Source organism: Exiguobacterium sp. FSL W8-0210, assembly GCF_038006045.1.
Lineage (GTDB): Bacteria > Bacillota > Bacilli > Exiguobacteriales > Exiguobacteriaceae > Exiguobacterium_A.
Window position 1 is genome coordinate 228,469 of sequence record NZ_JBBOUK010000001.1, and the last position, 25,984, is coordinate 254,452.

The window sequence follows — 25,984 nt, forward strand, 5'->3', positions numbered from 1 at the left end:
CAATGAATAAGTATTCAAAAATAGAAATATGAATAAAGAATAGGGGGAAGACGCATGACTACATCTGAATTATTTTTCACATTAGGTTCTGCAGCGTTTTTCATGTTGCTCGTTGCCTACATATCCTATCGATTGACGCGTGGGAAAACACAAGGCGTCGATGAATACTTCTTAGCCGGACGAGGATTAAGTGGCGTTTTCATTGCCGGATCGCTACTGCTGACGAATTTGTCGGCAGAACAATTAATTGGACTTAACGGGCAATCCTTCATGGGAAACATGTCGAGCATGGCGTGGGAAGTCACGGCAGGATTTGCTGCGATTATCATGGCCATCTATCTGCTCCCGAAGTTTCTCGGGCTTGGGATCTCGACGTTACCGGAATACTTAAGTCACCGGTATGACGAGACGGTGCGCCGGATGACAGTCTTACTCTTTTTGCTTGGATATATGTGCGTCACGATTCCTTCGATGCTTTATTCAGGTGGGATAGCTGTCTTGCAGCTGTTCGATGTTCCGGAACTATTTGGTCTTAGTTATACGCAATCCCTTTGGTTAGTCGTCTGGATCGTTGGGATCATCGGAGCAATTTATGCGATTTTTGGAGGACTACGTGCGGTGGCTGTCTCAGATACCTTGAACGGGATTGGGCTCGTCTTCGTCGGATTCCTAGTTCCGGTACTCGGCTTTATCACACTGGGTAACGGGAATTTACTTCAAGGGATGAAGACGATTGCGACTGTGCAACCGGAGAAGCTGAACGCAATTGGAAGTTCAACCGATGCCGTTCCGTTCTTCTCGATTTTCACGGGTATCCTATTTGCGAACTTATTTTATTGGTCACTCAATCAATATGTCATTCAACGTGTGCTCGGGGCAAAAGATTTGAAGGAAGGACAGAAGGGCGTTCTCATGACAGGATTCTTGAAGTTATTAGTTCCAATCTTCATGCTGATTCCTGGGATCATTGCCTATCACTTGTATGGGAACACACTAACGAGCGGTGATTTATCTTATCCTCGACTCATTACGGAGTTACTGCCGGTCTCGCTGATGGGATTTTTCTTGGCTGTCTTACTCGGAGCTGTCTTCAGTTCGTTTAACTCGTTGCTAAACAGTATTGCGACACTTTTCGTCCTCGATATCTATCAGCCGGTGTTTGCGAAAGAGGCGAGTGACGAACATTTGATTCGTGTCAGTAAATGGTTCGGAACGATCGTTGCTTTAATCTCTTTCGTCATCGCACCATTCTTGATGTACGCGCCGGACGGCTTATGGAGTTTGATCCGACAATTCACAGGATTTTTCAACATTCCGATTCTCGTCATCGTATTAATGGGGATTTTCATGAAACGAATTCCGGCGATTGCGGCGAAAATCGTCATTGTCTTTCACGTGTTCGCGTATTACTTATTCGTCTTCGGTTTCAAACAACTGTTCGGCTGGGATCATGGCATTAGCTATATTCATGGATACGGTATTCTACTCGTGATTGAAGTGCTATTCATGGTATTCATGGGGTATCGTTACCCAGCCGTCCAGTCAAGAAAGGTCAATCGACGACAGTCTGTCGAGCTCACTCCATGGAAGTTCGCGATTCCAGTATCGATCCTATTATGTACATCAATCATTTGGACGTACGTTCTGTTTTCAAAGATCGGACTGGCTTCGACAGCAGGTGTCGTGTCGAGTTGGTTCTGGCAGGTCACGTTAGGACTTGTCATTGCGACGATCGTATTATGGCGTGTGTCGCTAAACGCTTGGGAGGCGAAGTACCGGACCTATCTCGAAGAAGAGTACCGTCAAGTCGAATAATCCTCTCGCAGAAGGCATGACATATCAGGTAAGATGAAAGAAAAACAGGAGGCGATCTTCTTGAATTACTGGTACCACTTTAAGCGTGCCTTCCTACCGATCGCATTATTGCTTGTGACGCTTGCCTTGTACCAAATGATTTATCGTTTGAATAACATCTGGTATTCGTTTGGAGGACTTCTTCTTGTCTTTGCGGCGATTTACTTCGTCATGCGTCGTCTAAAAGCGAACCCAGAGGATTGAATGAGCAGGAAAGTTGAGTCCATTCTCTGAACGCGGTAAAATAGACACATACAGAGGAGGGGAAGATAGATGGCAAAAGCAATATTTGCAGGTGGTTGTTTCTGGTGCATGGTCAAGCCATTCCATAAATATGATGGTGTAGAGCAGGTCATTTCAGGATATACCGGTGGTCATACAGAGAACCCGACTTATAAAGAGGTCTGTTCGGAAACGACAGGTCATTTGGAGGCGGTTGAAGTCACGTACGATCCGTCCGTCATTACGTACGAAGAATTACTCGAGATTTTCTGGCGTCAAATCGACCCGACAGATGGCGGAGGTCAATTCAATGACCGTGGTGAATCCTACCAACCGGCTATCTTTTATGTCGATGAAGCACAGCGTGAGGCAGCTGAACGTTCGAAAGCAGAGCTTGACGCATCAGGACGCTTCTCACGTCCGGTCGCGGTAGAGATTCGTCCAGAAAAGCCGTTTTGGCCAGCCGAAGAATATCATCAAGATTATTATAAAAAGAATCCGTTCCGTTATCAGATGTATAGTGTCGGCTCAGGTCGCGCGAAATTCATCAAGGATGCGTGGAAGGATCACAGTAAGGAAAAAGAACTGAAAGAACGTCTGACACCGATTCAGTATAAAGTCACACAAGAGAACGGGACGGAACCCGCTTTCCGTAACGAATACTGGGATGAAGAACGTCCAGGTCTTTATGTCGACATCGTCGATGGCACACCACTCTTCACATCAAAAGATAAATTCCAGTCAAACTGTGGTTGGCCGAGCTTCGCTAAACCGATTTCAGAAGACAAGACGGAAGTCGAACTCGACACGAGTCACGGGATGACGCGGACGGAAGTGCGTTCTGCGAATGCAGATAGTCATCTCGGTCATATCTTCGATGATGGTCCGACCGAACTTGGCGGTCTTCGCTATTGTATCAACTCAGCAGCGTTACGATTTATTCCGCTTGAAGAGCTTGATTCGGCAGGATATGGGGAATATAAAAAACATTTCGAGTAACATGTAAGGAGCAGTCAAACGATTTCGTTTTGACTGCTCTTTTTTCAAATGGAAGGGAGAGAATCGAATGTTTCGACCCATATATGAAGAGATTCGACAAATGACGATTGCGAAGGTACTTGATTTTTACGATCATGAAATTCGTCAGCTCAATGAGCAAGCACGTCAGGAAAAGTACGACAAGATGAGTTTGAGTCCATTTCGCTTTTTCCGCGGGAGTTCACATCTGTTTTATTATGACGTGACGCGAATCCCTCTTGGTTTTGATACACCTCGTGATAAACCGACGTGGATTCAAGGCGATCTTCACTTTGAGAATTTTGGTGTTCATGGCAATGCGAAGGGAGAGATCATCTACGATATCAATGATTTTGATGAAGGGTACTTAGGATCTTATTTATATGATTTGATTCGCATGGCGGTCTCCGTCCGGTTGTTCGCTGAAGAGGCAGGATACGATCCGACTCCTGCGATTCGAAATTATGTTCTCGAATACTTACACGATTTAAAAAAGTACGCTCTCGGAAAAGATCCGAGTGATGTCTGCTTTACGCGGGATAATACAAAAGGACCAATCAAGAAGTTAATCAAGAAAGCAGAAAAAAAACGTGAAGAATTAATGGGGGAGCGAACAGAACTGGTAGATGGCGTGAGACGATTTTGTACACTCCCGGATATGGAAGCAGTAGATGACGCGACACGAGCAGCAATTGAATCTGCCTGGCCTTCCTACATCGAGACGATCGACACCGAGGATCGCCGTGAGGAATCGTTCTATACGATCAAGGATATCGTTCGTAAATTAGACAGCGGAACAGCATCTATTGGTCTCGAGCGCTATTACATCTTGATTGAGGGCGAAGGGGGAGAAGAAGATTTGATTCTTGAGATGAAACAAGCGCAAACGTCTGTCCCTTCGTTATTCCTGCCCGTTTATCGTCCAGAAGCAGAAACCGTTCATCAAGGGAGACGGGTCATCACGTCGCAAAAGGCGATGCAGGCACATGAAGATCCATATCTTGGTTATCTGACGATTGAAAAAAAGGAATATTATGTACGCGAGCGCTCACCGTACAAGAAAAAACTAAAGGCGAAGCATATAAAAAGTCAGGAAGACCTTGAGAACGTGTTATGTATTCAAGGTCAAATTACCGCGAAAATCCATGCGCGGGCAGATCAAGATGCGGGACTTCAAGAAAAAATATTAACCCATCATGCGGATGTTGAAATCATTCAAGCTATCGGTGTCTCAGACACTGCTTTTTTGGAGCAGATCGAGCGTTGGTCAGAAGCTTATGTCATGCGAACAAAGCTGGATTACCAAGTGTTTTTAGAATGGACGAAGACGTGGAAAACGACTTAAAACGTGGACTGAAAAAGGAGAAAAATATCGGTATGTAACATCTGTTGCATACCGATATTTTTGAAGTGATTTTTATTCTTTAACAGATGAAAGCGTCACGCAAAAAACAAATAGGTATAATGACCTATATCAATTTATCTGAAAACTTCGTAAATTTTTGATTAAGTTCTTACGGACGACTCGCTTCGTAAGACAAATCACAACGGATATAGGGGGAAGTACATCATGAGTTTGACGCGGAAAAAAGATGTTTCCGCTATGATTGCTGCAAGTAAACGCAACAGTGGACTTGCTCGAAATCTTGGCGCGATGGATTTAACGTTTTTAGGAATTGGCGCCATCATCGGTACCGGAATCTTCGTTTTGACGGGAACAGGAGCGTTGACTGCAGGGCCAGGACTTATCGTATCATTCATTCTATCTGCCATCGCCTGTGGTCTAGCTGCTCTTGCTTACGCTGAATTTGCATCAACGATCCCGGTCAGTGGATCCGTCTATACGTATACGTATGCAACGATGGGAGAGGTCTTCGCTTGGATCATCGGTTGGAACTTGATTCTCGAATATGGACTCGCCTCCAGTGCCGTAGCAGCCGGTTGGTCAGGTTACTTCCAGTCTTTACTCGCAGGATTTAATATCCATGTGCCGACAGCTCTCTCAGCAGCTCCAGGAGCAGTAGAAGGAGCCAAGACATACTTCAACCTTCCAGCCTTCCTGATCCTCTTTGCCATTACGGCATTGTTGTCGATGGGAATCAAGGAAACGAAACGTGTCAACAACATCATGGTCGTCATCAAATTAGCAGTCGTCGTGTTGTTCATCGTCGTCGGTGTCGGCTACGTTGAACCATCAAACTGGACACCATTCACTCCATTTGGTTGGGGAGGCGTCTTCTCGGGTGCTGCGATCGTCTTCTTCGCGTACATCGGTTTTGATGCTGTTACATCAGCGGCGGAAGAAGTCCGTGATCCACAAAAGAACTTACCACGTGGTATCATCGGTTCACTTGCTGTCTGTACAATTCTTTACGTCATCGTCGCAGCCATCATGACAGGGATCGTCCCTTACAAACAATTCGCTGGTATCGATCACCCGGTCTCACTTGCGATTCAAATGGCAGGTCAAAACTGGGTCGCTGGTTTCATCGATCTCGGTGCGATTCTCGGGATCACAACGGTTATTCTCGTCATGACATACGGAATGGTGCGTCTCGCGTTTGCGATCTCGCGTGACGGGATGTTCCCTAAAGTATTCTCCGAAGTGCATCCGAAATACCAAACACCATTCAAGGCGACTTGGATGATCGGACTTGGTAGTTCACTCGTCGCTGGATTCGTTCCACTCGATGTCATCGCGAACCTCGTCAACATGGGTACACTCGCAGCATTCGTCTTGATCTCTGTCGCTGTCTTGATTCTTCGTAAGACACAGCCGGATCTCCCACGTGCATTCAAATGTCCGGGTATGCCATATGTGCCAATCGCAGCAATCGCTGCATGTCTCTTCTTGATGTTCAACTTGAAACTCGAGACATGGATTGCTTTCGGAATCTGGCTTGCAATCGGTTTAGTGCTTTACTTTACGTTTGCGCGTAAGCGTTCGAATCTACACCCAGGAAACATGCCGGCAGCGGAACTTGCTGCTTCAAAAGAAGAAGAGTAAACACATCAAAAGACCCGGTCGCCTTCAGGCGATCGGGTCTTCTTGTGTTAGGAAAGTGGAACAGGACCTTTGACGCGAACCGCGTCAAATTCACGACGAATGCTTTCATTGGCTTTCGCTTCATCTTCTGCCGACCAGCCGAGTTCACTACGCATCAGGGCAAGAACACCGTCTGCGTATTGTTCAGCATGAGGGAAATCAAAGAAGACGGCTGAAGCACGACGGTTCAAGAAGTCACCGGGTTGCATGACGAGCTCTGCTTCTAGACCATACAGAAGGGCACCGAACCAGTGTAACGGTAATTGATAACGAGCGGCTTCGTCACCGCGTGTCCGAATCAATTCAAAGACACGCTCGACATTCGTACCGTAGCGCTGGATGAGCCATGTCGTCTCATTCGGTGACAACCCAAGTGCTTCGCCTTTTGGTTGTTGTTCCTTCATGTAACGCGCGAATCCTTTACTTCCTTGTGGATGACCACCACCAAGCAAAATATCGTGCGTACGGGAAGCAAGATAAATTCGATTTTCTTCTGTCTTGAATTGCTCCGCGACCATATCGATGATTCGTTCCGCCATTTTCCGGTACCCAGTCAACTTACCACCGGCGATTGACATCAGACCGGATTTCGAAACGAAGATTTCGTCTTTTCGGGACAGTTCACTTGGATCTTTTCCATCTTCATGAATGAGTGGACGTAGTCCAGACCACGTTGATTCGACATGCTCAGGTCGTAACTCGACGTTGAACATTTGATTCGTTGCCTCTAGGATGTAGTCCTGATCCTCGACGGTGACACCAGGCTCAAGAATATCTCCTTTATAGTTCGTATCCGTTGTTCCGACATACGTTTTCCCTTCACGTGGAATCGCAAAGATCATCCGACCGTCTGGAACATCGAAGTAAACGGCTTGTTGCAACGGGAAATGTACTTGATCGATGACGAGATGAATCCCTTTTGTCAGGTGTAAAGACTTTCCAGATTTCGAACCGTCTTTTTCGCGCAGTTCATCGACCCAAGGACCCGTCGCATTAATGATCTTCTTCGCCCGAATCGTATACGTTTTGCCACTTAAGACGTCACGGACTTCGACACCAACGACTTTTCCGTTGTGGTAGACAAGCGATTCCGCTTTCGTATAATTGACGGCACGTCCGCCGTAACCGATGGCTGCTTTTAAGACTTCGACCGTCAGTCGAGCATCATCCGTTTTATATTCGACATACCGACCACCGCCGACTAAATGCTCTGAGCGTAACAGTGGTTCGTAACGTAATGTTTCTTCTTTGCTAAGCATCGTCCGACGTTCATGGCGTTTGACACCAGCGAGTTGATCATAGACACGTAAGCCGATCGAGGTCGAGAAGCTACCGAATGTACCACCTTCGACAAGTGGAAGCATCATCCACTCCGGTGTCGTCACATGCGGTGCGTTCTCATACACGATGGCACGTTCTTTCCCGACTTCGGCGACGAGTTTAATCTCGAATTGCTTCAGATAACGCAATCCACCATGGACAAGTTTCGTCGATCGGCTCGATGTCCCTTCGGCGAAGTCCTGCATTTCAATCAAGCCTGTTCGCATGCCGCGACTTTGTGCGTCAAGCAGAATACCAGCTCCCGTGATACCGCCCCCGATGACGAGAACGTCTAGAAGTTCTTGTCCCATCTCTTCTAACCATGCTGTCCGTTCCGTACTTGAAAACATCTTGTCTTCCCCCTGTTCGTCTGAAATGAATAGTTAGTCTACTTCTATCCATGTACCCACTTTTGCACTCTTTTGAGCACGATCAATGATTTTCATGACGAGTTCAGCCTGTTTCGCAGAGACAGGTGGTGTGGTTCGCTTACGGATGGCTGGAGCGAGATCCGTATAATAATCCCCAAAATGACCGGAAACAAAAGGGAAGTCTTGCAGAGGTCCATTTGCTTCAGCCAATTGATAGGTCGTCCGTTTTGTATCGACTTCATCAACGAAGTAACTCGCCTGTGTTCCGTGCACCATCAGGGAGGGACCAACAGCTGGAACGATGGAACCGATATGCAAAATAGCGCGTCGCGTGCCAAAGGCTAAAATTAGATGTGTATAGTCATCAACGATCCCATCTTGTCGTTGAATCGTTTGATCACAAAAGACACGGTCTGGAATTTCATCGAAGGCGATGAGTGCTTGATCGATCAAGTGTGAACCAAGGTCGTACAATAGTCCGGCACCAGGAACGTCCTGTTCGCGCCAACGCTCCTGCACATCGGGACGGTAACGGTCATAATGCGCTTCGAACGTCTGGAGCGTACCGAGTCGTCCAGATTTCAATAAGGTCATCAGCGTCCGAAAGTCCTTCGTGTACCGCCGATTATGATAAACTGTCAATAACCGACCGTGTGTCCGTGCTAGTTCTGTCAACGTTTCGGCTTCTTCGAGCGTGACGGTGAACGGTTTCTCGACAAGTACATCACAGCCCGAGAGCAAGGCGAGACGCGCGAGTGGATAATGCAGATCATTTGCCGTCGCGATGACGACTAAATCGATTTGTTCCGCTTCAAGTAATGCTTCAAGTGTCGGATAGACAGGGAGCGTCGCATCGTACGTAGCGACCGCTTCCGGGCGACTCGACTGAACAGCGACCAACTGATAATCAGGTGCGTGTAAATAAGGCGCATGCAAATGTTCACCGGCAAGACCAAAACCAACTAATGCGGTACGAATCATAGAAAACACATCCTTTTCAAGTTCATACCCTCAATCTACCATAAGGAGGAATACAAGATGATTACCGAGCAACACATCATCGAAAAGATGCGCCAAGCGATGCAACGTATTGACCAAACAACAGGAGCTGCGCAAAAAGAACAGATTGCAGCGATGAAGGCTTATTGTGAATTACTCCTTGAATCCGAGGCGACGCCAAGTTCGACAATATCGCTTCCTACGTCAACGCCTCAGGCAACCCCAGCAGTCGATCCGATGTTAGCGCGTTTCATGGGTGTTTCGCAGGAAAAAGAAGAAAAAGGCACTTCATTGCTCGATTTTTGAATGAAATGACGCAATTCAGGGAATAACCATCACAGTTAAAATAAGAAAGGGAGATACGTCATGAAAACAGTCATCGTCATTGGAGCAGGACCAGGAAACGGATATGAAATCAGTAAACGATTTGGGCAAGAAGGGTTTCAAGTCGTTTGTGCGGCGCGGACACAAGAAACGCTTGCAGCCGTCATCACGGAACTAAAAGAAGAAGGGGTAGAGGCGGTGGGGGTAGAATGTGATGCTTCTCGAAAAGCCGATATCGCATCACTCATCGAATGGACAGAGGAGCAGTACGGACAAGTTGATGTCTTAGTCTATAATGCTTCGATTTTACATCAAGCGTCTGTCCTTGAAGTCTCAGCAGAACAGATTACGAAAGAGTTCGAAATCGATGTGCTCGGTGCACTGCATGCCGCACAACTCGTTGCTCCGTCGATGCAAGAACGGAAAGACGGCGCGATCCTGATTACTGGAGGCGGCGCTGCGATGCAAGCGATCAAATCGTTGCCAGGGCTTTCAATCGGGAAGGCAGGCGTTCGACAAGTGACGCATATGTTACATGATACATTGAAGGAAGACGGTGTCTACGTCGGAACTGTCACGATTGCCGGAGAAGTGAAGCGTGGCACGGCACTTGATCCAAAAAATGTGGCGGAAGCGTTCTATCAACTTTATACGAACCGAAATGAAGTCGAAACGGTTCTATCAGCAGACTAACGAATAACCAAGATAGCATATGCGGGTTCGGGCTTTGACCGGATCCGTATTTTCATGGAAAGGAGCGAAACAAAAGTGAGACGATACGCCATGATGAGTCTACTTTTTCTATTCGTTCTCATCGGTTGTGCACCAGAAGAAACCGATGTGCTTGGCATCAAACAACCGGATGACGAAAAGGTCACGAAGGCGACGGTCGAGCGCGTCATCGATGGGGATACGTTAAAAGTAAAGTTGGCGGATGGAAAAACGGAGGACGTTCGTCTACTCCTTGTCGATACACCAGAAACCGTCAAACCGGATACACCGGTTCAACCGTATGGAACGGAAGCTTCAGCGTTTACGAAAGAGACCTTACCGAGCGGAACAGCTATTCGGTTGGAGCGTGATCATTCCCGGACCGATGGATACGGAAGATTACTCGCATACGTCTGGTACGGTGATAAGATGTTGAATCAGGAGTTACTTCGAAAAGGGCTCGCACGTGTAGCGTTCGTCTATGAGCCGGATACACGTTATGTCGATATGTTTGAACAGATCGAACAGGAAGCCAAGCAGTCGAAGAAAAAGATTTGGGAGCACGATGGCTACGTCACAAATCGTGGCTTTGACGCTCAAGCGATTACAGAAACGAAATCCTGCGAAATCAAAGGCAACATCAATCGGTCAGGTAAAAAAATCTACCATGTACCGGGAGGGCAGTCCTACGATGAAGTGAAGCCGGAGCAACGATTCTGTACGGAAAAAGAAGCAGAAGAAGCCGGATTCGTCCGCGCTACACGCTAATGAATGCAAACAAAAAGCCATCTACCGATGGCTTTTTGTTTATTCTACAGGTGGTGAGGGAGATTGATACTGTTGTACTTTATCATCTTCATCAAAGGAGATCGTGACATCGGTGACCCCTTTAAGAATTCGAATTTGCAGTTCAAGCCGGTCCTTGATGTCGTCCACTTGGGCAATCGTTAAGTTAGGATCCACTTCAATCTCTGTCTCGACATGGAAGTGATCCCCTTCCTTGATGACTTCAAGTTTTTCGATATCCCGAACGGCCTCATCACGTAAGAGAATTTCACCAATTTTAGCAGTCAGTACTTCATCAATTTCACCGAGCGCACCGGCAGCGTTTTGAATAAAGACATTATAAACGACGTAAAACATCATCAGACCAATCAAAATCGATGCAATGCCCTCTGCTTGATAAAACGATGTGTAGTGTGAAATCAGAACGGCGATGATTGCGATGATACCACCGAGAGTCGCAACAAGATCTTCCATGAAGACAAGACGTGTAGCTGGTTTTGCCTGCCCAAGATGGGTGAAGCTTTGACCAACGAGTGTCAACCCTCTAGACTTAAGCCCGGTTTCATGAGCAATCTCGATCATCGCTTTATAAAAGACGCCGACTTCGAGTACAACACCAATTCCAAGTGCCGTCAAAATGATCCAAAGCCCAGTCGTCTCTTCGCCAGGACCATGTGTGATATGCAAGATGCCTTCCCGGATCGTCTCATACGCAAGCAACGCGACGACGATGATTGCAGCCAGTAACACGAGGTTAACAAGGCGACCGAATCCGTTCGGAAACCGTTTCGTCGGTGCTTTTTTACTGAGAGCAGAACCGATATAGACGAAAAACTGATTCGCCGCATCGCCGATTGTATGCATCATTTCGGCAAACATCGCCACATTCCCAGTCAAGATATAAGCGACGAACTTGATGATAGCAATGATTGTATTGACGACAGCAGCAGCAAGTGCTGACTTATTTCCGCGACGGATCAATGAGAAAAAAGTGGTCATGAGCGGTTCTCTCCTTGTCTATTCAAAATAGGTTAACCGCGTCCTGCTTGGAACGACGGATAAAGTGTCATCCCGCCGTCCGCAAAGAGTGTGATACCTGTAACATAACTTGCTTCGTCAGATGCAAGCCATGCGGCAACGGCTGAAATTTCCTCGGGTTTTCCGATATTGCCCATTGGAATCATGCTCTCGACTTCTTTTCGTTGTTCCGGATCTTCGAATTTTTCAGCATTGATCGGTGTATTGATCGCACCAGGTCCAATCGCATTGACCCGAATGCCTTTTGGTGCATATTCCATCGCAAGAGTTTGTGTCATCAATTTGACGCCACCTTTACTCGCAGCGTAGTGGACGAACGTTGGCCATGGAATGATTTCATGAACACTCGACATGTTGATGATGCTACCTTTGACATCGTGTTCGACGAAGTACTTCAGTGCTTCACGCGCACCGAGGAATGCACCTGTTAAGTTGACGTCGATGACTTTTTGCCAGTCTTCGAGTGACATTTCATGAGATGCTGACGGCATCTCGATTCCCGCATTATTGACGAAAACATCTAACTGACCAAAGTGTGCGACAGTCTCTTTGACGAGGTTGATCATATCGTCTTCCTTCGAGACATCTCCTTGGACGATCAGGGCTTCGCCACCCTGTTCTTTAATAGATTCAGCGATTTTCTTCGCTTCTTCCGGGTGACTGCGGTAGTTGATGACGACACGCATGCCTTCTTCTGCATAGCGGCGAATGACAGCTTCACCGATTCCCATTGATCCACCTGTTACGATGGCGACTTTTCCTTTTAAACTTTCATACATGATGCTTCACTCCTTCATTATTGTTTCGTAAATCCAATCATGATTCCGCCGGCAACGACTAAAATACAACCGATGATGACAAAGGTCATCTCTTTCTTTGTCTTCGTTTCTTTCAGTAAGAGGACACCGCCAATCGTTGAGATGACGACCCCTGTTTGGGAGAGGGAGAAGCTCGTCGCGACCCCGACTTTTGCTGTGGCAAACAGTAAAGCGACGTTCCCGACAGCCCACATGAGTCCACCAACCGTATTGCCGGCTGTTTTTTTCGTGAAGAGATCTCCTTCTCGTAAAGAAAGAAGAATCGCACTCACGACCATCCCGACAGCTTGTGGTAAGACTGCTTCCCAGCCATTGATATCGAACCAACGGGCAATGACGACGTAGCCGACATACCCGACAGTCGAGATGAGGAGGAGCGTCAGACCTTTTCCTATATTCTCATCTTCTTTACTCTTATCTTCCTTGTAAGACGTGAAAGCTGCTCCGGCAATGATCAATACAAGGGCACTGATTCCGAGAATCAACGCAGTTGTCGTTGACCACTCTCCGAAAGCGAGAACACCGAACAATGATGTTCCGACGAGTTGCATTCCTGTTGAGATTGGCATCGTCTTTGAGACACCCATCTGACGAAAGGCAGCAAACTGATTTTTTTGACCGAGCGCCCAGAAAGCACCAGAAAAGAATCCGGCGACCCAAGCAGTCGTCGACAGCTCTGGGCTGACAAAAAAGAAGGTGACGATCGCGAAAAGCAACGCACCCAGAGTCGTACCGATAATTTGTTGCGCCGTTGAACCTCCGATTTTCGAGACGACGAGCGGCAACGATCCCCACATCAATGCAGGAACGATGGCAATTAAAATATCAATCAAGTGTTTCACCTCTCCTTACTATTATCTCTCTACTTGAAGCTGTACCCGGCGAGACGCGAGGAAAAACCTCGAAGCGCGAAGAAGAGTTATTCTGAAATAAAAAAACGCCCACCGAAGTGAACGTTTACTGGTATTTCGTTTATCGGAACGGTTCGTCAGCAATCCGAACGATTTGTCGTCCGATTCGGTGACCATTCCATAAAGCGATGACCGCAATCGTCAAGGAAATCCCCATGACATCGTACTGCGTAAAATAATAGCCGAGATAACTAAAAGGTAGGCTGATGATTCCGACGAGTGAACTCGTCCACTGCCGGATTTTGAGTGATTCGATGTTCGCGACGCGAGAGAACTTTTGTTGCTCCATGATCCGCCAACGCGTCGGTTCGCTGAGAGCGTCGTTGACAAGGCGCGGGAAGGCAAGCAATCGCGCACCGTAGGATCCGGCAATCTGTAGGTAACGATTTTGGTTTTTCCCTTCGTCATCGAGCCAACGTCGAACCATTGGCTTGGCTAACTCGAGTAGATTGATTTGTGGTGAAAGAATCTGAAGGATCCCAAGAATCGTCGAGGCAGCACGACCGAAGAACGCGAACTCGGCAGGAAGCTGGATCGGTTCGTTTCGGACGAGCAATTCGATATCGGATAAGACCTTCTCAATCAGCTTCGTATCGACGTTTTCCATATCACTCTCGAGATAGAACGTGACCGCTTTTTCAATCGCTTGTCGGATGTTTTGCTTATTCGCATTCGGCAACAGGAATCGTAAATCTTCGAGACCATCGACGATTGCATCATAATCTAATGTGACGAGGGATTGGAGGATTCGTTGAATCGCTCGCATGTCATCAGGCGTCGTCGCTCCAATCATTCCGAAATCTAGCAAAACAATTTTGCCATCAGACTGGACAAGGACGTTACCTGGGTGTGGATCGGCGTGAAATTTCCCACCGAACAGTAATTGCTCACCAGCGTTTAAGAATAAATTACGCGCTAGTTCGTCACGGTCAATCTGATGTTCTGCTAAATAATCGAGGTCGGTGATACGTGTCCCGTCAATCCATTCCATGACGAGCACCCGATTCGTACAATGTTCTTCATAATAACTCGGAATATAGATGACAGGATTCGTCTCGTACATCTTTTTAAAGTAGAGACCGTTTTTTAATTCAGTTCGGTAATTCAATTCATCACCAATGACGAAGACCATTTGGCGGTACAGACTTTGTAGATCAGTCGATTTGTTTAATGACGTCCGACGTAACATGGCGATGACGATGCGCATGGCACGGAAATCGGTCTTGATGATTTGTTCGATATTCGGTCGCTGGACTTTGATCGCGACTTTTTTACCGTTTGATTTTAAGGTTCCGCTGTACACCTCACCAATCGAGGCAGAAGCGACAGGACGGGGACTGATGTCCGAGATAATCTCTTCAATCGGCATGCCCCAATCTTCTTCGATGGTCTTTCGTGACTCTCCGAGTTTACTTGAAGGTACTTTATCGACCAGTTCGGTCAGTTCCATCAAAACGGATGGTGAGAACAAATCGGCTCGAATCGATAAGAACTGGCCGAGCTTGATCAGTAATCCTTCTAGCCGTAATGCTTTTTTCTTATAGTCACGCGCAATCCGGATCATGATGCGCTCAAACTCTTCGTTGTTCGTACCTGGCCGGTTTTTCCGGGTGAATCGATAGATCGTAAAAATGTAACGTGCGAACATCGTCACGATGACGACGATGCGATAAAGCGCCCAACGTTTCATACGGTCACCTAGCTTCCTGTACAGTTTGTTTCAGTATAGGTTACTTTACCTAAAAACGTCACTCGCAAACGGTCGAAACGGTGACAGAAAATTAATGCTTTACGGAAACTAAAAAGAGAGTATAGTAAGTATTGGAATTTCTTTGTAGAAAGGTGAAATGTGCGCATGTCCTGGGACTTATTGAATATCATCGGCACGGTCGCTTTTGCGATGAGTGGTGCGATTGTTGCGATGGAAGAAAAATATGATTTATTCGGTGTTTGGTTACTTGCTTTGATCACAGCATTCGGCGGCGGTGCCATTCGCAATTTACTGATTGGTGTACCGGTATCCGCTCTTTGGTCGCAAGGTGGTCTCTTCTTAGTCGCAATTCTCGTTGCGTTGTTGATCTTCATGTTACCCCAGTTGTTTTTGCCGCACTGGACACGTTGGGGCGTCCTCGCGGATGCGCTTGGGTTGTCGGCGTTTGCGATTCAAGGTGCTTTGATGGCGACAGCAAAAGGATTGCCACTGTCAGCGACGATTTCGGCTGCTGTTCTAACTGGTGTCGGGGGTGGAGTGATTCGTGATTTGCTGGCGGGTCGGAAACCGCTCGTCTTGCATAAAGAGATTTATGCGATGTGGGCTGTCATGGCAGCACTCGTGATTGATCGTTTCCAATTGACGAATCCTCTACATTTGTTCACATTGCTCGGACTCATCACTGTTTTACGTATGCTATCGTATTATTATGAATGGAATTTACCAGCACGACGCTTAGGGGGAGAATAAGCATGAAAGTATTCATTATGATTGGCGCGATCTCGATGATGTTATCGGTCGCACTAGGTGCATTCGGTGCACACGCCTTAAAAGATATGCTAACGGAACGGATGCTTGCGAACTGGCAGACAGGCGTTCTTTACCAGATGGTACATTCGCTCGGTATCCTAGCACTCGGGGGACTCTTATTAAAAGTATCGATTCCACAATGGTCGTTGGCTGCATGGCTGATGCTCGCCGGAATCGTGTTCTTCTCCGGTAGCCTGTATGTCATGGCATTGACGAACGTAACGAAACTGGGTGCCATCACACCAATCGGTGGCGTTTTATTCATCGCAGCATGGATCTTTGTCGCAATTGGCGCATATAAAGGATTATGAGGTTCGACCGTTTTTCTTCCGTCATGAAGAAGAACGGTTTTTTTATACGAAAAACGCCCACTCGATATCGAGTAGACGAAAGTATCAAAACGAATTCATCGTTTTGTCGTTTGTGTCTTGTTTAGCTTCGATAATGCTTGCTCGTAGCGATCCAGTACGCGATCTGCAACCGGTTTCAGCTCTTTTGAAAGCACAGCGAATTGCAATTCACGCGATCGTGTCGATCGGTTCATAGCATTCCCCATGGTAATTCCTCCTTACGTCATTCAACCTACTGTTTTATAGCCGCAAGGAGTATATTCCCATGAGATATTTCAATCAAACGTCATTCAACACATTAAAGTGCAAAATGAGTATTTAATTGATCACTTTCGAGACGGTTACCGATGAAGAACTCACCAAATTCTCCGTACTTCGCGCTGACTTCGTCAAAACGCATTTCGTAGACGATTTTCTTGAACTGAAGAATATCGTCTGAGAAGAGCGTAACGCCCCATTCCCAATCGTCAAATCCAGTTGATCCACCGATGATTTGCTGAATTTTCCCAGCATAACTCCGCCCAATCATACCGTGACGATACATGAGTTCTTTTCGTTTCTCCATTGAGAGCGTGTACCAGTTGTCGCCATCGCGACGTGACTTGCTCATCGGGTAGAAGCAGATGTGCTTCGCTTGCGGCAGAATCGGATAGAGACGATCACGCACGTACGGATTTTCGTATGGGTTCCCTTCGCCTGAACCACGGTACGTACCGAGTTCGACGACAGAGACGTAAGAATACGTCGGGATCAAGTAATCATAGAGATCAAGTTTCTGCATTTTGACTTCGACGTCTTGGATTTGTTCCATTGTTGGACGAAGAACCATCAAGACGAGATCGGCTTTTTGACCGATGATTGTATAGAGTGCGTGGCTTCCGTCTTTTGTCGCTTCGACATCAGAAAGCTCTGAGAGGAAAGCTTGGAACTCTTCAATCATGCGCGCGCGGTCTGTCGCGTCGATTTGTTTCAAGCGTGACCAATCGATCCGGCGGAAATCATGTAATGTATACCAGCCGTCGAGTGTTTCAGCGGCTTGTTGCGTAGCAGTCGGTTCAGATGTTTGATGTTGCATGGGATGACCTCCTGAGTCTGAAATAAGTTGTCTTTTTCCATATCCTATCTTATCACATTCTATTGAAACGCTTCGCCCGAAAAGGTCATTATCCATGAGATCGTAACACATGAAAAAAGCAGAGAGTGGGTAAAAGGGGAAGGGGAGATCACTTTGCTTGGAAATAGTCTCTGTATCATTCTTGAAAATGACTGTAATAGTCGGTAGATATGGCTTCAGTGCTTTTGTTAGATAACTTTTTTGCAAATTGTTTTAACAACGATTGAGAACTGTGTATAATAAACGATGGAAAAGAAAATGGATCAAATCGACGACGTCGTGTTTACCTAAAAAGGAGAGAAACTCATGCAATTATTCGATATGTTAGAACAAAAGATTAAAGCGCACCAACCGAAAATCGTCTTCCCAGAAGGAATTGACGCGCGTGTTCTTGGCGCAGCTGTCCGTTTGAAGAAAGACGGTCTCGTCACACCGGTCGTCATCGGACCACGTGTACAAATCGAAGAAACAGCAACAGCAAACGGAATCGATGTCACGGGCCTTGATACGATCGATCCTGCTTCTTACGCTGGAATTGATGAGCTCGTCGCATCGTTCGTTGAGCGCCGTAAAGGGAAAGCAACTGAAGAGCAAGCACGTGCTGTCATCTTAAAAGACGTGAACACGTTCGGTACGATGCTCGTTCACACAGGACAAGCAGAAGGTCTTGTATCGGGAGCAATGCACGCAACAGGCGATACAGTTCGTCCAGCACTTCAAATCATCAAAATGCAAGAAGGCTATAAAAAAACATCAGGCGTCTTCATCATGGTACGTGACGAAGAGCAATACGTCTTTGCAGACTGCGCGATCAACATCGCACCGGATGCAAACGATCTAGCAGAGAACGCAATCGCATCTGCGAAAACAGCAAAAACATTCGGTATCGATCCGAAAGTGGCATTGCTTAGCTTCTCGACAAAAGGTTCAGCAAAATCACCAGAGACAGAGCGTGTCGTTGAAGCAACTCGTATTGCTAAAGAACGTGCACCGGAGCTTGCAATCGATGGCGAACTTCAATTCGATGCTGCATTCGTTCCAAGCGTCGCGAAATCAAAAGCACCAGAATCAGATGTCGCAGGTCAAGCGAACGTCTTCATCTTCCCAAGTCTTGAAGCTGGAAACATTGGCTACAAAATCGCCCAGCGTCTTGGTGGATTCGAAGCAATCGGTCCGATCCTTCAAGGTTTGAACAAACCGGTCAACGATCTTTCACGCGGTTGTAACGAAGAGGATGTCTACAAACTCGCGATCATCACGGCAGCACAAGCGGTCGAAGAACGCCAAGCCTAAGCACGGTTTGAAAAAGTCTTTACTTTTTCGCTAAACCCCGTACAATGGTACACATCACGAAAATCACGAAACGTAAACGTATAGCAACGCTCGTATAATAGTGGGAATTGGCCCACGAGTCTCTACCGGATCGCCGTAACGGTCCGACTACGGGTGGTGAGTTACTGCTCTCTTTTTTGACGTACAGTGGCTGCCCCCGGGTAGCGGCTGTACGTTTTTTCGTTTTTAAAGAGGAGAATGCATGTATGAAACGTCTACACGACATGATTAATCAAGAGGGAATCGTCTTATCGGATCAAGTATTGAAAGTGGATGCCTTTTTAAACCACCAGGTCGACCCGACCTTGATGTGGGAAATCGCCTATGAGTTCATGGACCGCTTCCAAGATGCCGGTATCACGCGGATTTTGACAATCGAAGCAGGTGGTATTGCCCCGGCAATGATGACGGCGCTCCGTTTAGGTGTACCAATGGTCTATGCCCGTAAGACGAAATCCGTCACCTTGAATGAAGGGACGATTTCAGCTGAAGTCTTCTCGTTTACGAAACAACAGACGAGTACGATTACGGTTGCAGAAAAATACCTGCAACCAGGTGAGCGTGTCTTGATCATTGACGATTTCCTCGCAAACGGGGAAGCGGCATTTGGTCTTGCTCGCCTCGTTGAACAGGCAGGTGCAGAAGTTGCCGGTTTTGGAATCGTCATTGAAAAGTCGTTCCAACCGGGACGTCAAAAACTGATCGACGCTGGATTCCGTGTCGAGTCACTCGCTCGCGTGGAGTCGTTGAAGGACGGAAAAGCGACGTTCGTCAATTCGGTGACCATATGAGACTATCAAACTTCAAAGCCGCTAGTCTCGGACTTCAGCATGTGCTTGCGATGTACACCGGAGCAGCTGTTGTTCCGCTGATCGTCGGGAGTGCGATCGGATTGTCGGGAGAAGAACTCGCTTATTTAGTGGCGATTGATCTTTTCATGTGTGGCGTAGCGACCTTATTACAAGTACTCGTCACGAAATACACAGGTGTCGGTCTTCCTGTCGTGCTCGGTTGTACCTTCACGGCAGTCGGTCCGATGATCGCGATCGGTAGTCTTCAAGGGATCACGGCGATTTACGGTGCTTTGATTGCGAGTGGGCTGATCATTCTCGTCATCTCAGGCTGGTTCAGTAAGATTGCAGTCCTGTTTCCGCCAGTCGTCCTTGGTTCTGTCGTGACGATCATCGGCATTTCCTTGATTCCGGCTGCAATCAATGACATCGGAGGCGGACAGGGCGCGAAGGACTTTGGTGACGCACGTTATCTCGGACTCGCTGGACTGACGATCGTCTTGATTTTAATCTTGAATCGCTATGGAACTGTTTTCTCAAAAGCAGCAGCCGTCTTGATTGCTGTGATGATCAGTACACTCGTTGCGTTCGGAATGGGGATGATCGACTTCAGTCCGGTGGCGGAAGCGTCATGGTTCCAAATGGTGACACCGTTTTACTTCGGTGTACCGACATTCAATGCGACCGCTATCTTGACGATGACGCTCGTGGGTCTCGTCTCGATGGTCGAATCGACAGGTGTATTCTTGACACTTGGTGAGATCACGGATCGTCGCTTGACGGATAAGGATCTAGCGCGTGGCTACCGGGCAGAAGGGGTTGCAACGATCGTTGGCGGTATCTTCAATAGTTTCCCGTATACGACCTACAGCCAAAACGTCGGTCTGGTTCAGTTGACTGGCGTGAAGACACGTAAAGTCATCTTATTTGCGGGCGGATTTTTAATCTTGCTCGGCTTCTTACCAAAAGTGGCGACGTTTACGACATTGATTCCAAAACCCGTCCTGGGTGGGGCAATGTTGATCATGTTCGGAACGGTCGCAGCGACCGGGATTCGTATTCTGTCCCGGGTCGATTTCTCGAAAAATGAACACGTCATCACGGTGGCACTCGCGCTCGGAATTGGTTTAGGAATCAGCATGAATCCGGAGATCGTAGCCGGTCTCCCGTCACAAATCCGTGTCTTGACGGATAGCCCAATCGTCGCGGGATCGCTGACGGCATTATTACTGAATGGCATCTTCCGATTGACCGGGAAGTCCGAGACAGCAGATGTACCACTTGCTAAAGTTGATTAACAATTGTAACTTTCCGAAAGGAGCCATCCTGTATACTATTTAGTAGCAGATGGTTCCTTTTTTTATATTGCTATTGTAATCAGAATATTCCGAGTATGTGGATTTGGTGAGAAATATTGGATGAAAACGTTTACAAAATCGACACATCTTTTTTATACTGACAACGTAGCGGTAAGGGGAACTGCTAAGAAACAAACAGAGACGGGAAGGACGTCGTAAAAATGAAACAACAGACAGAGTTGAATCGGGGACTGGAAGAACGTCATATTACACTAATGTCGCTGGGGGCGGCAATCGGTGTCGGACTCTTCCTCGGGTCAGCGAAAGCGATCCAACTGGCAGGTCCAGGGATCTTACTTGGTTATCTGATCGGTGGTATTATCATCTTCATCATCATGCGAGCACTTGGGGAGCTTACGGTGCGGGAGCCGGTAGCTGGTAGTTTTGCGGAGTATGCCCGGAAGTATGTCAGTCCATTAGCTGGTTTTTTAACAGGTTGGAATTATTGGTTACTCTGGATTTTTACGTGTATGGCGGAAATCACAGCAGTCGGTATTTACATGAAAGTATGGTTCCCGGATTCCCAGGGCTGGGTATGGGCACTAGCAGCACTTGTCTTGATGACGAGCATCAACTTCATTGCTGTTAAATTTTATGGTGAATTCGAATTTTGGTTTGCGTTGATTAAAATCGTCGCGATCGTCGCCATGATCATCTTAGGAACTTTGACGATCGTCATTGGTCTTGGGAACGGCGGCACACCAGTTGGGATTTCGAACCTGTGGTCACATGGTGGATTCCTACCGAACGGGTTCACTGGTGTACTTCTTGCCATGCAGATGGTCATGTTTGCGTTCTTAGGAATTGAAGTGATTGGGGTCACAGCAGGGGAAGCGAAGAACCCGAAGAAAACGATTCGAAAAGCTGTTAACAACGTCTTCCTTCGGATTTTAGTATTCTACATCGGTGCGCTCTTCGTCATTTTATCGATTTATCCGTGGGATCAAGTCGGAGCGAACAATAGTAGTCCGTTCGTATTACTATTTGATTCACTTGGTATTCCAGCAGCAGCCGGCATCATCAACTTCGTTGTCTTAACGGCAGCACTCTCGTCATGTAACTCCGGTATCTTCTCGACAGCCCGGATGATGATGAACTTATCCGAGAACAGTGAAGCACCACGTCGTTTCTCGAAAATCTCGAAAAACGGTGTCCCGGCACTGGCGACGATTCTTTCAGGTGTCGCGTTGCTCGTTGGTGTCGCTTTGAACTACTTCTTACCGGAAGACGTCTTTGCGATCGTTACGAGTATCGCGACGTTTGGAGCCGTTTGGACGTGGGCGATGATTCTGATCGCCCAGATGCGGGCGCGGAAAGTACATGGTTCAGCAGAATTCGCTGTTCCGTTCTTCCCGGTCGCCAACTATATCGCCCTCGCGGCACTTGCTGGTGTCATCGTCTTAATGGCATTTGACGCAAGTACACGCATCGCTTTGGTCGTTGGACCATTGTGGTACGCGATTTTGATTGCCGTCTATTATGCACGGGGAATGCATAAGGAGACACGTCAATCGATCCGGAAAGCATCAGGGGAATAATGAAACGGGCGGATCCGCAAGCGGGTCCGCTTTTTCATCACTTCGTTTCAAACGGTTTCGTTTTGTTTTGATGATGAATTTGCTACACTTACGGCAGAACCATACAGGAGGTCATACGAAATGAAAACGATTCATGTAGACGAGTTACAAGAGCGATTAGAGGCAGGCGAGGCGTTACACGTCGTTGACGTCCGGGAGCAGGATGAATACGATGCAGGACATATTCCGAACGTCCGCTTCCTTCCGATGTCTGAGATCGGTGAACGCTATACGGAGCTGCAAGAAGGTGAAACCTACTACTTAATCTGTAAAGCGGGCGCACGGAGTGAAAATGTCGGTCGTTTCCTCGAGCAATATGGATACGACATCGTCAACGTCGAAGGCGGCATGATGAACTGGAAGGGCGATCAAGAAGCATAAGGGTAAGGTCTACCAAGGAAGACGACTCCATACGGGTCGTCTTTTTTTCATGTGAATCAATGAACGATTATTATTTTTACTATGAATATTCTTCGCTGTTCTTCCAATAAAGAAGATAGAATAGCGAGTCCTTGCACTCGGGAATGGAGTGACACATGGAACAAAAGATCAAACGCACGATGAGCATCAAACAAAAATTAATTCTGACATCCATTCTCCTATTAGTAATTCCAGCGCTCGTGATCGGATTTGTTGCCTACAATCAGGCGAAACAAACGATGACGGAGCAAATTCTACAATCGGCACATGGTGGAGTCGATCGGATGAACGACGAGATTCAGAATATTATTGATCCGATGCGACGCGATGTCGCCTTTTTTGCGGACCGGATTGACGGAACGCTCTATCAAAAAGGAAAACAAAATACAGCGTTAAAGGAAAAAATGACGGAATACCTCGACATGCATCCGCAGGCAGCGAACATCTACTTCGCGACGACGGAAGGGGATATGAACATTTTCCCGGAACAGGTCATGCCTGAGGATTATGACCCACGTGAACGCCCGTGGTATCAGTCAGCGGAAGCAGCAGGTGGAAAAGTCGTCATCACCGATCCATACGTCGATGCGGCCTCGAACAAGATGATGGTCACGCTCTCGCAGACGACAGGCAACGGAAGAGGTGTCGTCGCGATTGATGTCGATGTCGACCGCATCGCGGAAATCGCGAAAAAGATTAAAATCGGCAAGGAAGGTTATGTGACGATTCTCGATTCGAATAAAAAGTTCGTCACGCACCCGACGTTAAAACCAGGTGAAAAAGCGACAGGGAACTGGGTTGCACCACTCTATGCGGATCCAGCCGGACAATTTTCGTATGAATTCGAAAATGAAGGCAAACAGATGGACTTCATGACAAATGACCTGACGAAGTGGAAGATTACCGGAACCCTGTACGATCATGAAATCACCGATGCGACGTCGAGCATTCTTTGGACGACACTTGCTGTCATTGGCGGAATGTTACTCGTCGCAGCCGTCTTCATTTACTTCATCCTTCGCTCGATTCTTCGCCCACTCGGTCATTTGACACGTGAGGCAGAACGGATTCAGTCTGGTGATTTAACGGAACCGGTCATCGTTGAATCAAACGATGAAGTTGGACAGGTCGCACAAAGCTTTAACGTCATGGTCGACTCACTCCGCTCGATCATCATTAATCTCGATCAGTCAATCACACAAGTGGCCGGTTCGTCACAGGAATTAATGGCGAACTCTGCTCAGACGACGTCCGCATCGGAACAGATTGCGGGATCGATTCAACAGGTCGCAGCGGGGGCCGATCAGTCAAAACGTCAACTCGATGCGAACGCGGTCTCGCTCCAGTCGATTACAGCCGGCATCATGCGGATCGCTGAGAGCTCAACAGATGTGTCAGAGCTATCACGTTCAACGGCAACAGAAGCTGAGAACGGAACGGTTGCTGTACTGCAAAATGTTCAGCAGATGAAAGAAATCGATGCCGATCGGCTGGAAAATCGGACTTGTCGTAGCACTCATGTGGATGTGTTACATCATGGCGGATCTTTCGGAACGTCGTCGTGTTCTTCATCCGGTCGTCTTTCGAATCGGTGGAATCCTAGCGTTTGGCGCCTCGATTCTCGTAGTTGTTCAAAGTTTTCACTTGCCGATGGAAGGATCATTGCTCAGTTGGTGTATGTTTGTCGCCGCATTAGTGCATTATATGCTTTGGCGTCATGAAGCATACGGTGTCGTAGCCTTCCTTTCCGGATGGACGATCTTCACGAGTCTCGGTGGTTTTGGTCAAGAACAGGCGAGTTATCTCGACTGGACATCGTTCGGTCTGATGGTCGTGCTGTCGTTCAGTTGGTTTTACTTCAGCCAACGTCTGCCATCGCTTTTGTTTAGCTGGCTGTTTCTCTTCTTCAGTGGTCTCTCCTTGTTTCTCCTTGTATCATATGACGGATTTCTGTGGCCGGTCTGGTCGCTGTTTTTACTCGTTCCAGTTCTCTGGCTTGTTCGTGAGGAGTCCAATCGTCGGATCGTCGAAATGGTCTATCTGGTCGTCGCTGCCATCAGTTCGATCGTCTATCTGTCTGTACGTGCGGAATCAAATGCCGCATTACCATCCATGACAGAAGCGATTCTGCTAGCTATCGTATCCATCGGGTTAGGAATTTTCCTCTATCAAAAACGTCACTCCTTATTGTTTATCGTTCCGCTTGGATTCGTTGGAGTCCTGTGGCTTGATGAACAGGCCATTCTACTCGCTATTCTCGTTGAACTATCCGCGCTACTGTATCTGTTGTATCAAGAACGTCGTCATGCGATCATCTGGCCAGCCTTCCTCTATTTCATTCTCGTTCAACTCGCGATATACGTCATCTATGCGTGGGATCGTTTGAACATGTCTTTGTTTTTCCTCATCGGTGCGCTCCTCATCTTCCTATTGTCCGGTGTCTTATGGTGGTTACGCCGTAGAGGAGGTGTGGCGTCATGAAGCGCTATTTAATGCCTGTATTGCAGACGTGCGCCGTTGGTCTGTTGATCGTCAGCTTTTTTGCGACCTCCTGGTTCGGAACATCGTACTGTTTTCGGGCAGAGCCGTTTGATCCGTTTGATCCCGTTTACGGTGAATACGTGATGCTTCAGTATCCGGATTTAAAACCAGGTCCGACGATTCAAAATGGGCGTGTTTATGTCAGCTTCAAGACAGATGCTTCTGGTTATGCTCAAATCGACCGGATTTCGAATGAACGATTCTTCGGAAGTGTTGCTGGCGACTATTACGATCAATACGTGTCGATTCCACAGTTGACGCAATATTATGTCGAACAGGGAAGCGGAAAACAATACGAGAAAGCTAAAGCACTAGAAGTCCGTGCGGATGTGTCACCATGGGGAACGATCCGGACGACGAATTTAAAAATTTCTGAATAAAAAACCTTGCGTCAGCAATGAAACGGTTGTACTATTAATTTAAATTTTCAGACAACTAAATCTGCATGCGTAGACGGGAAGAGTAGAGTGATCAGAAATCGATAGAGAGTCTCTGTTGCTGGAAATGAGACGATTTCGTCATTTGAAGATGGTCCCGGAGCAGTCGGAAGAACGTGAACCGTG

26 protein-coding genes and 1 riboswitch are annotated in these 25,984 nt (G+C 47.3%); of the genes, 18 read left to right on the plus strand and 8 right to left on the minus strand.

The genetic code is table 11. From position 1 onward, the window contains the following. Positions 1-54 precede the first annotated feature (54 nt). From MKY22_RS01300 to MKY22_RS01320, 5 genes are all read left to right on the plus strand, one after another. Positions 55-1,815 (plus strand): solute:sodium symporter family transporter, encoded by a 1,761-nt coding sequence (locus tag MKY22_RS01300; RefSeq protein ID WP_341085962.1) that lies wholly within the window; start codon positions 55-57, stop codon positions 1,813-1,815. Positions 1,816-1,848: 33 nt separating this feature from the next. Then, on the plus strand, positions 1,849-2,058 hold the full coding sequence (locus MKY22_RS01305; RefSeq protein ID WP_251136740.1) for a hypothetical protein: 210 nt from the start codon (positions 1,849-1,851) through the stop codon (positions 2,056-2,058). A 69-nt stretch (positions 2,059-2,127) separates the two neighbouring features. Further along, complete coding sequence (msrA, locus tag MKY22_RS01310; protein WP_341085966.1) at positions 2,128-3,075, plus strand: peptide-methionine (S)-S-oxide reductase MsrA; 948 nt, start codon at positions 2,128-2,130, stop codon at positions 3,073-3,075. A 67-nt stretch (positions 3,076-3,142) separates the two neighbouring features. Then, the gene (locus tag MKY22_RS01315; protein WP_341085967.1) at positions 3,143-4,438 is read left to right on the plus strand and encodes a DUF2252 domain-containing protein; all 1,296 of its coding nucleotides are present in this window, start codon (positions 3,143-3,145) and stop codon (positions 4,436-4,438) included. 225 nt (positions 4,439-4,663) lie between these two features. Continuing rightward, on the plus strand, positions 4,664-6,100 hold the full coding sequence (locus MKY22_RS01320) for an amino acid permease (RefSeq protein ID WP_214856267.1): 1,437 nt from the start codon (positions 4,664-4,666) through the stop codon (positions 6,098-6,100). Positions 6,101-6,147: 47 nt separating this feature from the next. On the opposite strand, the gene MKY22_RS01325 is transcribed toward MKY22_RS01320, so the two are convergent. Together MKY22_RS01325 and MKY22_RS01330 are read right to left on the minus strand one after the other, a co-directional pair. After that, positions 6,148-7,809 carry a glycerol-3-phosphate dehydrogenase/oxidase gene (locus MKY22_RS01325; protein WP_035411477.1) on the minus strand — a complete coding sequence of 554 codons (1,662 nt, stop codon included), beginning with the start codon at positions 7,807-7,809 and terminating at the stop codon, positions 6,148-6,150. Between the two features lie 33 nt (positions 7,810-7,842). Then, positions 7,843-8,811: a Gfo/Idh/MocA family oxidoreductase gene (locus tag MKY22_RS01330; RefSeq protein WP_290776350.1), complete on the minus strand. Its 969-nt coding sequence runs from the start codon at positions 8,809-8,811 to the stop codon at positions 7,843-7,845. A 57-nt stretch (positions 8,812-8,868) separates the two neighbouring features. Here MKY22_RS01330 and MKY22_RS01335 point away from each other — a divergent pair, with 57 nt between their 5' ends. From MKY22_RS01335 to MKY22_RS01345, 3 genes are all read left to right on the plus strand, one after another. Next, positions 8,869-9,135 (plus strand): DUF5327 family protein, encoded by a 267-nt coding sequence (locus tag MKY22_RS01335; protein ID WP_214856262.1) that lies wholly within the window; start codon positions 8,869-8,871, stop codon positions 9,133-9,135. Between the two features lie 60 nt (positions 9,136-9,195). Beyond that, positions 9,196-9,846, plus strand: coding sequence for an SDR family NAD(P)-dependent oxidoreductase (locus MKY22_RS01340; protein ID WP_341085973.1), 651 nt, complete (start codon positions 9,196-9,198; stop codon positions 9,844-9,846). A 93-nt stretch (positions 9,847-9,939) separates the two neighbouring features. After that, positions 9,940-10,632: a thermonuclease family protein gene (locus MKY22_RS01345; RefSeq protein ID WP_341085975.1), complete on the plus strand. Its 693-nt coding sequence runs from the start codon at positions 9,940-9,942 to the stop codon at positions 10,630-10,632. A 39-nt stretch (positions 10,633-10,671) separates the two neighbouring features. Here the strand turns inward: MKY22_RS01345 and MKY22_RS01350 are convergent, their stop codons facing one another. From MKY22_RS01350 to MKY22_RS01365, 4 genes are all read right to left on the minus strand, one after another. Beyond that, positions 10,672-11,649: a cation diffusion facilitator family transporter gene (locus tag MKY22_RS01350; protein ID WP_341085978.1), complete on the minus strand. Its 978-nt coding sequence runs from the start codon at positions 11,647-11,649 to the stop codon at positions 10,672-10,674. Between the two features lie 32 nt (positions 11,650-11,681). Next, positions 11,682-12,467 (minus strand): SDR family oxidoreductase, encoded by a 786-nt coding sequence (locus MKY22_RS01355; RefSeq protein ID WP_214728855.1) that lies wholly within the window; start codon positions 12,465-12,467, stop codon positions 11,682-11,684. 17 nt (positions 12,468-12,484) lie between these two features. After that, a complete protein-coding gene (locus tag MKY22_RS01360) occupies positions 12,485-13,336 on the minus strand; it encodes a GRP family sugar transporter (protein WP_174514744.1) in 852 nt (283 codons plus the stop codon). A gap of 142 nt (positions 13,337-13,478) precedes the next feature. Further along, positions 13,479-15,107 (minus strand): ABC1 kinase family protein, encoded by a 1,629-nt coding sequence (locus tag MKY22_RS01365; protein ID WP_341085980.1) that lies wholly within the window; start codon positions 15,105-15,107, stop codon positions 13,479-13,481. A 165-nt stretch (positions 15,108-15,272) separates the two neighbouring features. Between MKY22_RS01365 and MKY22_RS01370 the strand changes: the two genes are divergently transcribed. Then, positions 15,273-15,878, plus strand: coding sequence for a trimeric intracellular cation channel family protein (locus MKY22_RS01370; RefSeq protein ID WP_023466752.1), 606 nt, complete (start codon positions 15,273-15,275; stop codon positions 15,876-15,878). A gap of 2 nt (positions 15,879-15,880) precedes the next feature. Continuing rightward, positions 15,881-16,249 (plus strand): DUF423 domain-containing protein, encoded by a 369-nt coding sequence (locus tag MKY22_RS01375; protein WP_029343179.1) that lies wholly within the window; start codon positions 15,881-15,883, stop codon positions 16,247-16,249. Between the two features lie 95 nt (positions 16,250-16,344). On the opposite strand, the gene MKY22_RS01380 is transcribed toward MKY22_RS01375, so the two are convergent. Continuing rightward, positions 16,345-16,494, minus strand: a complete 150-nt coding sequence (locus MKY22_RS01380; RefSeq protein ID WP_023466754.1) for a hypothetical protein — start codon at positions 16,492-16,494, stop codon at positions 16,345-16,347. Positions 16,495-16,586: 92 nt separating this feature from the next. After that, positions 16,587-17,363, minus strand: coding sequence for a hydrogen peroxide-dependent heme synthase (gene hemQ / locus MKY22_RS01385; RefSeq protein WP_341085986.1), 777 nt, complete (start codon positions 17,361-17,363; stop codon positions 16,587-16,589). Positions 17,364-17,708: 345 nt separating this feature from the next. Between hemQ and pta the strand changes: the two genes are divergently transcribed. From pta to MKY22_RS01425, 8 genes are all read left to right on the plus strand, one after another. After that, entirely contained in the window at positions 17,709-18,695 is a 987-nt protein-coding gene (gene pta / locus MKY22_RS01390; protein ID WP_029343181.1) for a phosphate acetyltransferase, read from the plus strand. Between the two features lie 70 nt (positions 18,696-18,765). Then, positions 18,766-18,865: riboswitch (purine riboswitch) on the plus strand. A gap of 75 nt (positions 18,866-18,940) precedes the next feature. Then, on the plus strand, positions 18,941-19,525 hold the full coding sequence (locus MKY22_RS01395) for a xanthine phosphoribosyltransferase (protein ID WP_029343182.1): 585 nt from the start codon (positions 18,941-18,943) through the stop codon (positions 19,523-19,525). After that, positions 19,522-20,823 (plus strand): nucleobase:cation symporter-2 family protein, encoded by a 1,302-nt coding sequence (locus tag MKY22_RS01400; RefSeq protein WP_341085991.1) that lies wholly within the window; start codon positions 19,522-19,524, stop codon positions 20,821-20,823. Before MKY22_RS01395 ends, MKY22_RS01400 begins: the two co-directional genes overlap by 4 nt. A gap of 221 nt (positions 20,824-21,044) precedes the next feature. Then, the gene (locus tag MKY22_RS01405) at positions 21,045-22,421 is read left to right on the plus strand and encodes an amino acid permease (RefSeq protein WP_341085992.1); all 1,377 of its coding nucleotides are present in this window, start codon (positions 21,045-21,047) and stop codon (positions 22,419-22,421) included. A 120-nt stretch (positions 22,422-22,541) separates the two neighbouring features. After that, a complete protein-coding gene (locus MKY22_RS01410; RefSeq protein ID WP_023466762.1) occupies positions 22,542-22,841 on the plus strand; it encodes a rhodanese-like domain-containing protein in 300 nt (99 codons plus the stop codon). A gap of 155 nt (positions 22,842-22,996) precedes the next feature. Beyond that, positions 22,997-24,601: a methyl-accepting chemotaxis protein gene (locus MKY22_RS01415; protein ID WP_341085994.1), complete on the plus strand. Its 1,605-nt coding sequence runs from the start codon at positions 22,997-22,999 to the stop codon at positions 24,599-24,601. After that, entirely contained in the window at positions 24,558-25,361 is an 804-nt protein-coding gene (locus MKY22_RS01420; RefSeq protein ID WP_341085996.1) for a hypothetical protein, read from the plus strand. Before MKY22_RS01415 ends, MKY22_RS01420 begins: the two co-directional genes overlap by 44 nt. Then, positions 25,358-25,801: a GDYXXLXY domain-containing protein gene (locus MKY22_RS01425; protein ID WP_341085997.1), complete on the plus strand. Its 444-nt coding sequence runs from the start codon at positions 25,358-25,360 to the stop codon at positions 25,799-25,801. Before MKY22_RS01420 ends, MKY22_RS01425 begins: the two co-directional genes overlap by 4 nt. Positions 25,802-25,984 lie beyond the last annotated feature (183 nt).

What these genes read in the sequence shown, in the direction of transcription:
- MKY22_RS01300 (WP_341085962.1), top strand. Translation starts at nt 55, where the DNA reads ATGACTACATCTGAATTATTTTTCACATTAGGTTCTGCAGCGTTTTTC.
- MKY22_RS01305 (WP_251136740.1), top strand. Translation starts at nt 1,849, where the DNA reads ATGAAAGAAAAACAGGAGGCGATCTTCTTGAATTACTGGTACCACTTT.
- msrA (WP_341085966.1), top strand. Translation starts at nt 2,128, where the DNA reads ATGGCAAAAGCAATATTTGCAGGTGGTTGTTTCTGGTGCATGGTCAAG.
- MKY22_RS01315 (WP_341085967.1), top strand. Translation starts at nt 3,143, where the DNA reads ATGTTTCGACCCATATATGAAGAGATTCGACAAATGACGATTGCGAAG.
- MKY22_RS01320 (WP_214856267.1), top strand. Translation starts at nt 4,664, where the DNA reads ATGAGTTTGACGCGGAAAAAAGATGTTTCCGCTATGATTGCTGCAAGT.
- MKY22_RS01325 (WP_035411477.1), bottom strand. Translation starts at nt 7,809, where the DNA reads ATGTTTTCAAGTACGGAACGGACAGCATGGTTAGAAGAGATGGGACAA.
- MKY22_RS01330 (WP_290776350.1), bottom strand. Translation starts at nt 8,811, where the DNA reads ATGATTCGTACCGCATTAGTTGGTTTTGGTCTTGCCGGTGAACATTTG.
- MKY22_RS01335 (WP_214856262.1), top strand. Translation starts at nt 8,869, where the DNA reads ATGATTACCGAGCAACACATCATCGAAAAGATGCGCCAAGCGATGCAA.
- MKY22_RS01340 (WP_341085973.1), top strand. Translation starts at nt 9,196, where the DNA reads ATGAAAACAGTCATCGTCATTGGAGCAGGACCAGGAAACGGATATGAA.
- MKY22_RS01345 (WP_341085975.1), top strand. Translation starts at nt 9,940, where the DNA reads ATGAGTCTACTTTTTCTATTCGTTCTCATCGGTTGTGCACCAGAAGAA.
- MKY22_RS01350 (WP_341085978.1), bottom strand. Translation starts at nt 11,649, where the DNA reads ATGACCACTTTTTTCTCATTGATCCGTCGCGGAAATAAGTCAGCACTT.
- MKY22_RS01355 (WP_214728855.1), bottom strand. Translation starts at nt 12,467, where the DNA reads ATGTATGAAAGTTTAAAAGGAAAAGTCGCCATCGTAACAGGTGGATCA.
- MKY22_RS01365 (WP_341085980.1), bottom strand. Translation starts at nt 15,107, where the DNA reads ATGAAACGTTGGGCGCTTTATCGCATCGTCGTCATCGTGACGATGTTC.
- MKY22_RS01370 (WP_023466752.1), top strand. Translation starts at nt 15,273, where the DNA reads ATGTCCTGGGACTTATTGAATATCATCGGCACGGTCGCTTTTGCGATG.
- MKY22_RS01375 (WP_029343179.1), top strand. Translation starts at nt 15,881, where the DNA reads ATGAAAGTATTCATTATGATTGGCGCGATCTCGATGATGTTATCGGTC.
- MKY22_RS01380 (WP_023466754.1), bottom strand. Translation starts at nt 16,494, where the DNA reads ATGGGGAATGCTATGAACCGATCGACACGATCGCGTGAATTGCAATTC.
- hemQ (WP_341085986.1), bottom strand. Translation starts at nt 17,363, where the DNA reads ATGCAACATCAAACATCTGAACCGACTGCTACGCAACAAGCCGCTGAA.
- pta (WP_029343181.1), top strand. Translation starts at nt 17,709, where the DNA reads ATGCAATTATTCGATATGTTAGAACAAAAGATTAAAGCGCACCAACCG.
- MKY22_RS01395 (WP_029343182.1), top strand. Translation starts at nt 18,941, where the DNA reads ATGAAACGTCTACACGACATGATTAATCAAGAGGGAATCGTCTTATCG.
- MKY22_RS01400 (WP_341085991.1), top strand. Translation starts at nt 19,522, where the DNA reads ATGAGACTATCAAACTTCAAAGCCGCTAGTCTCGGACTTCAGCATGTG.
- MKY22_RS01405 (WP_341085992.1), top strand. Translation starts at nt 21,045, where the DNA reads ATGAAACAACAGACAGAGTTGAATCGGGGACTGGAAGAACGTCATATT.
- MKY22_RS01410 (WP_023466762.1), top strand. Translation starts at nt 22,542, where the DNA reads ATGAAAACGATTCATGTAGACGAGTTACAAGAGCGATTAGAGGCAGGC.
- MKY22_RS01415 (WP_341085994.1), top strand. Translation starts at nt 22,997, where the DNA reads ATGGAACAAAAGATCAAACGCACGATGAGCATCAAACAAAAATTAATT.
- MKY22_RS01420 (WP_341085996.1), top strand. Translation starts at nt 24,558, where the DNA reads ATGTTTGTCGCCGCATTAGTGCATTATATGCTTTGGCGTCATGAAGCA.
- MKY22_RS01425 (WP_341085997.1), top strand. Translation starts at nt 25,358, where the DNA reads ATGAAGCGCTATTTAATGCCTGTATTGCAGACGTGCGCCGTTGGTCTG.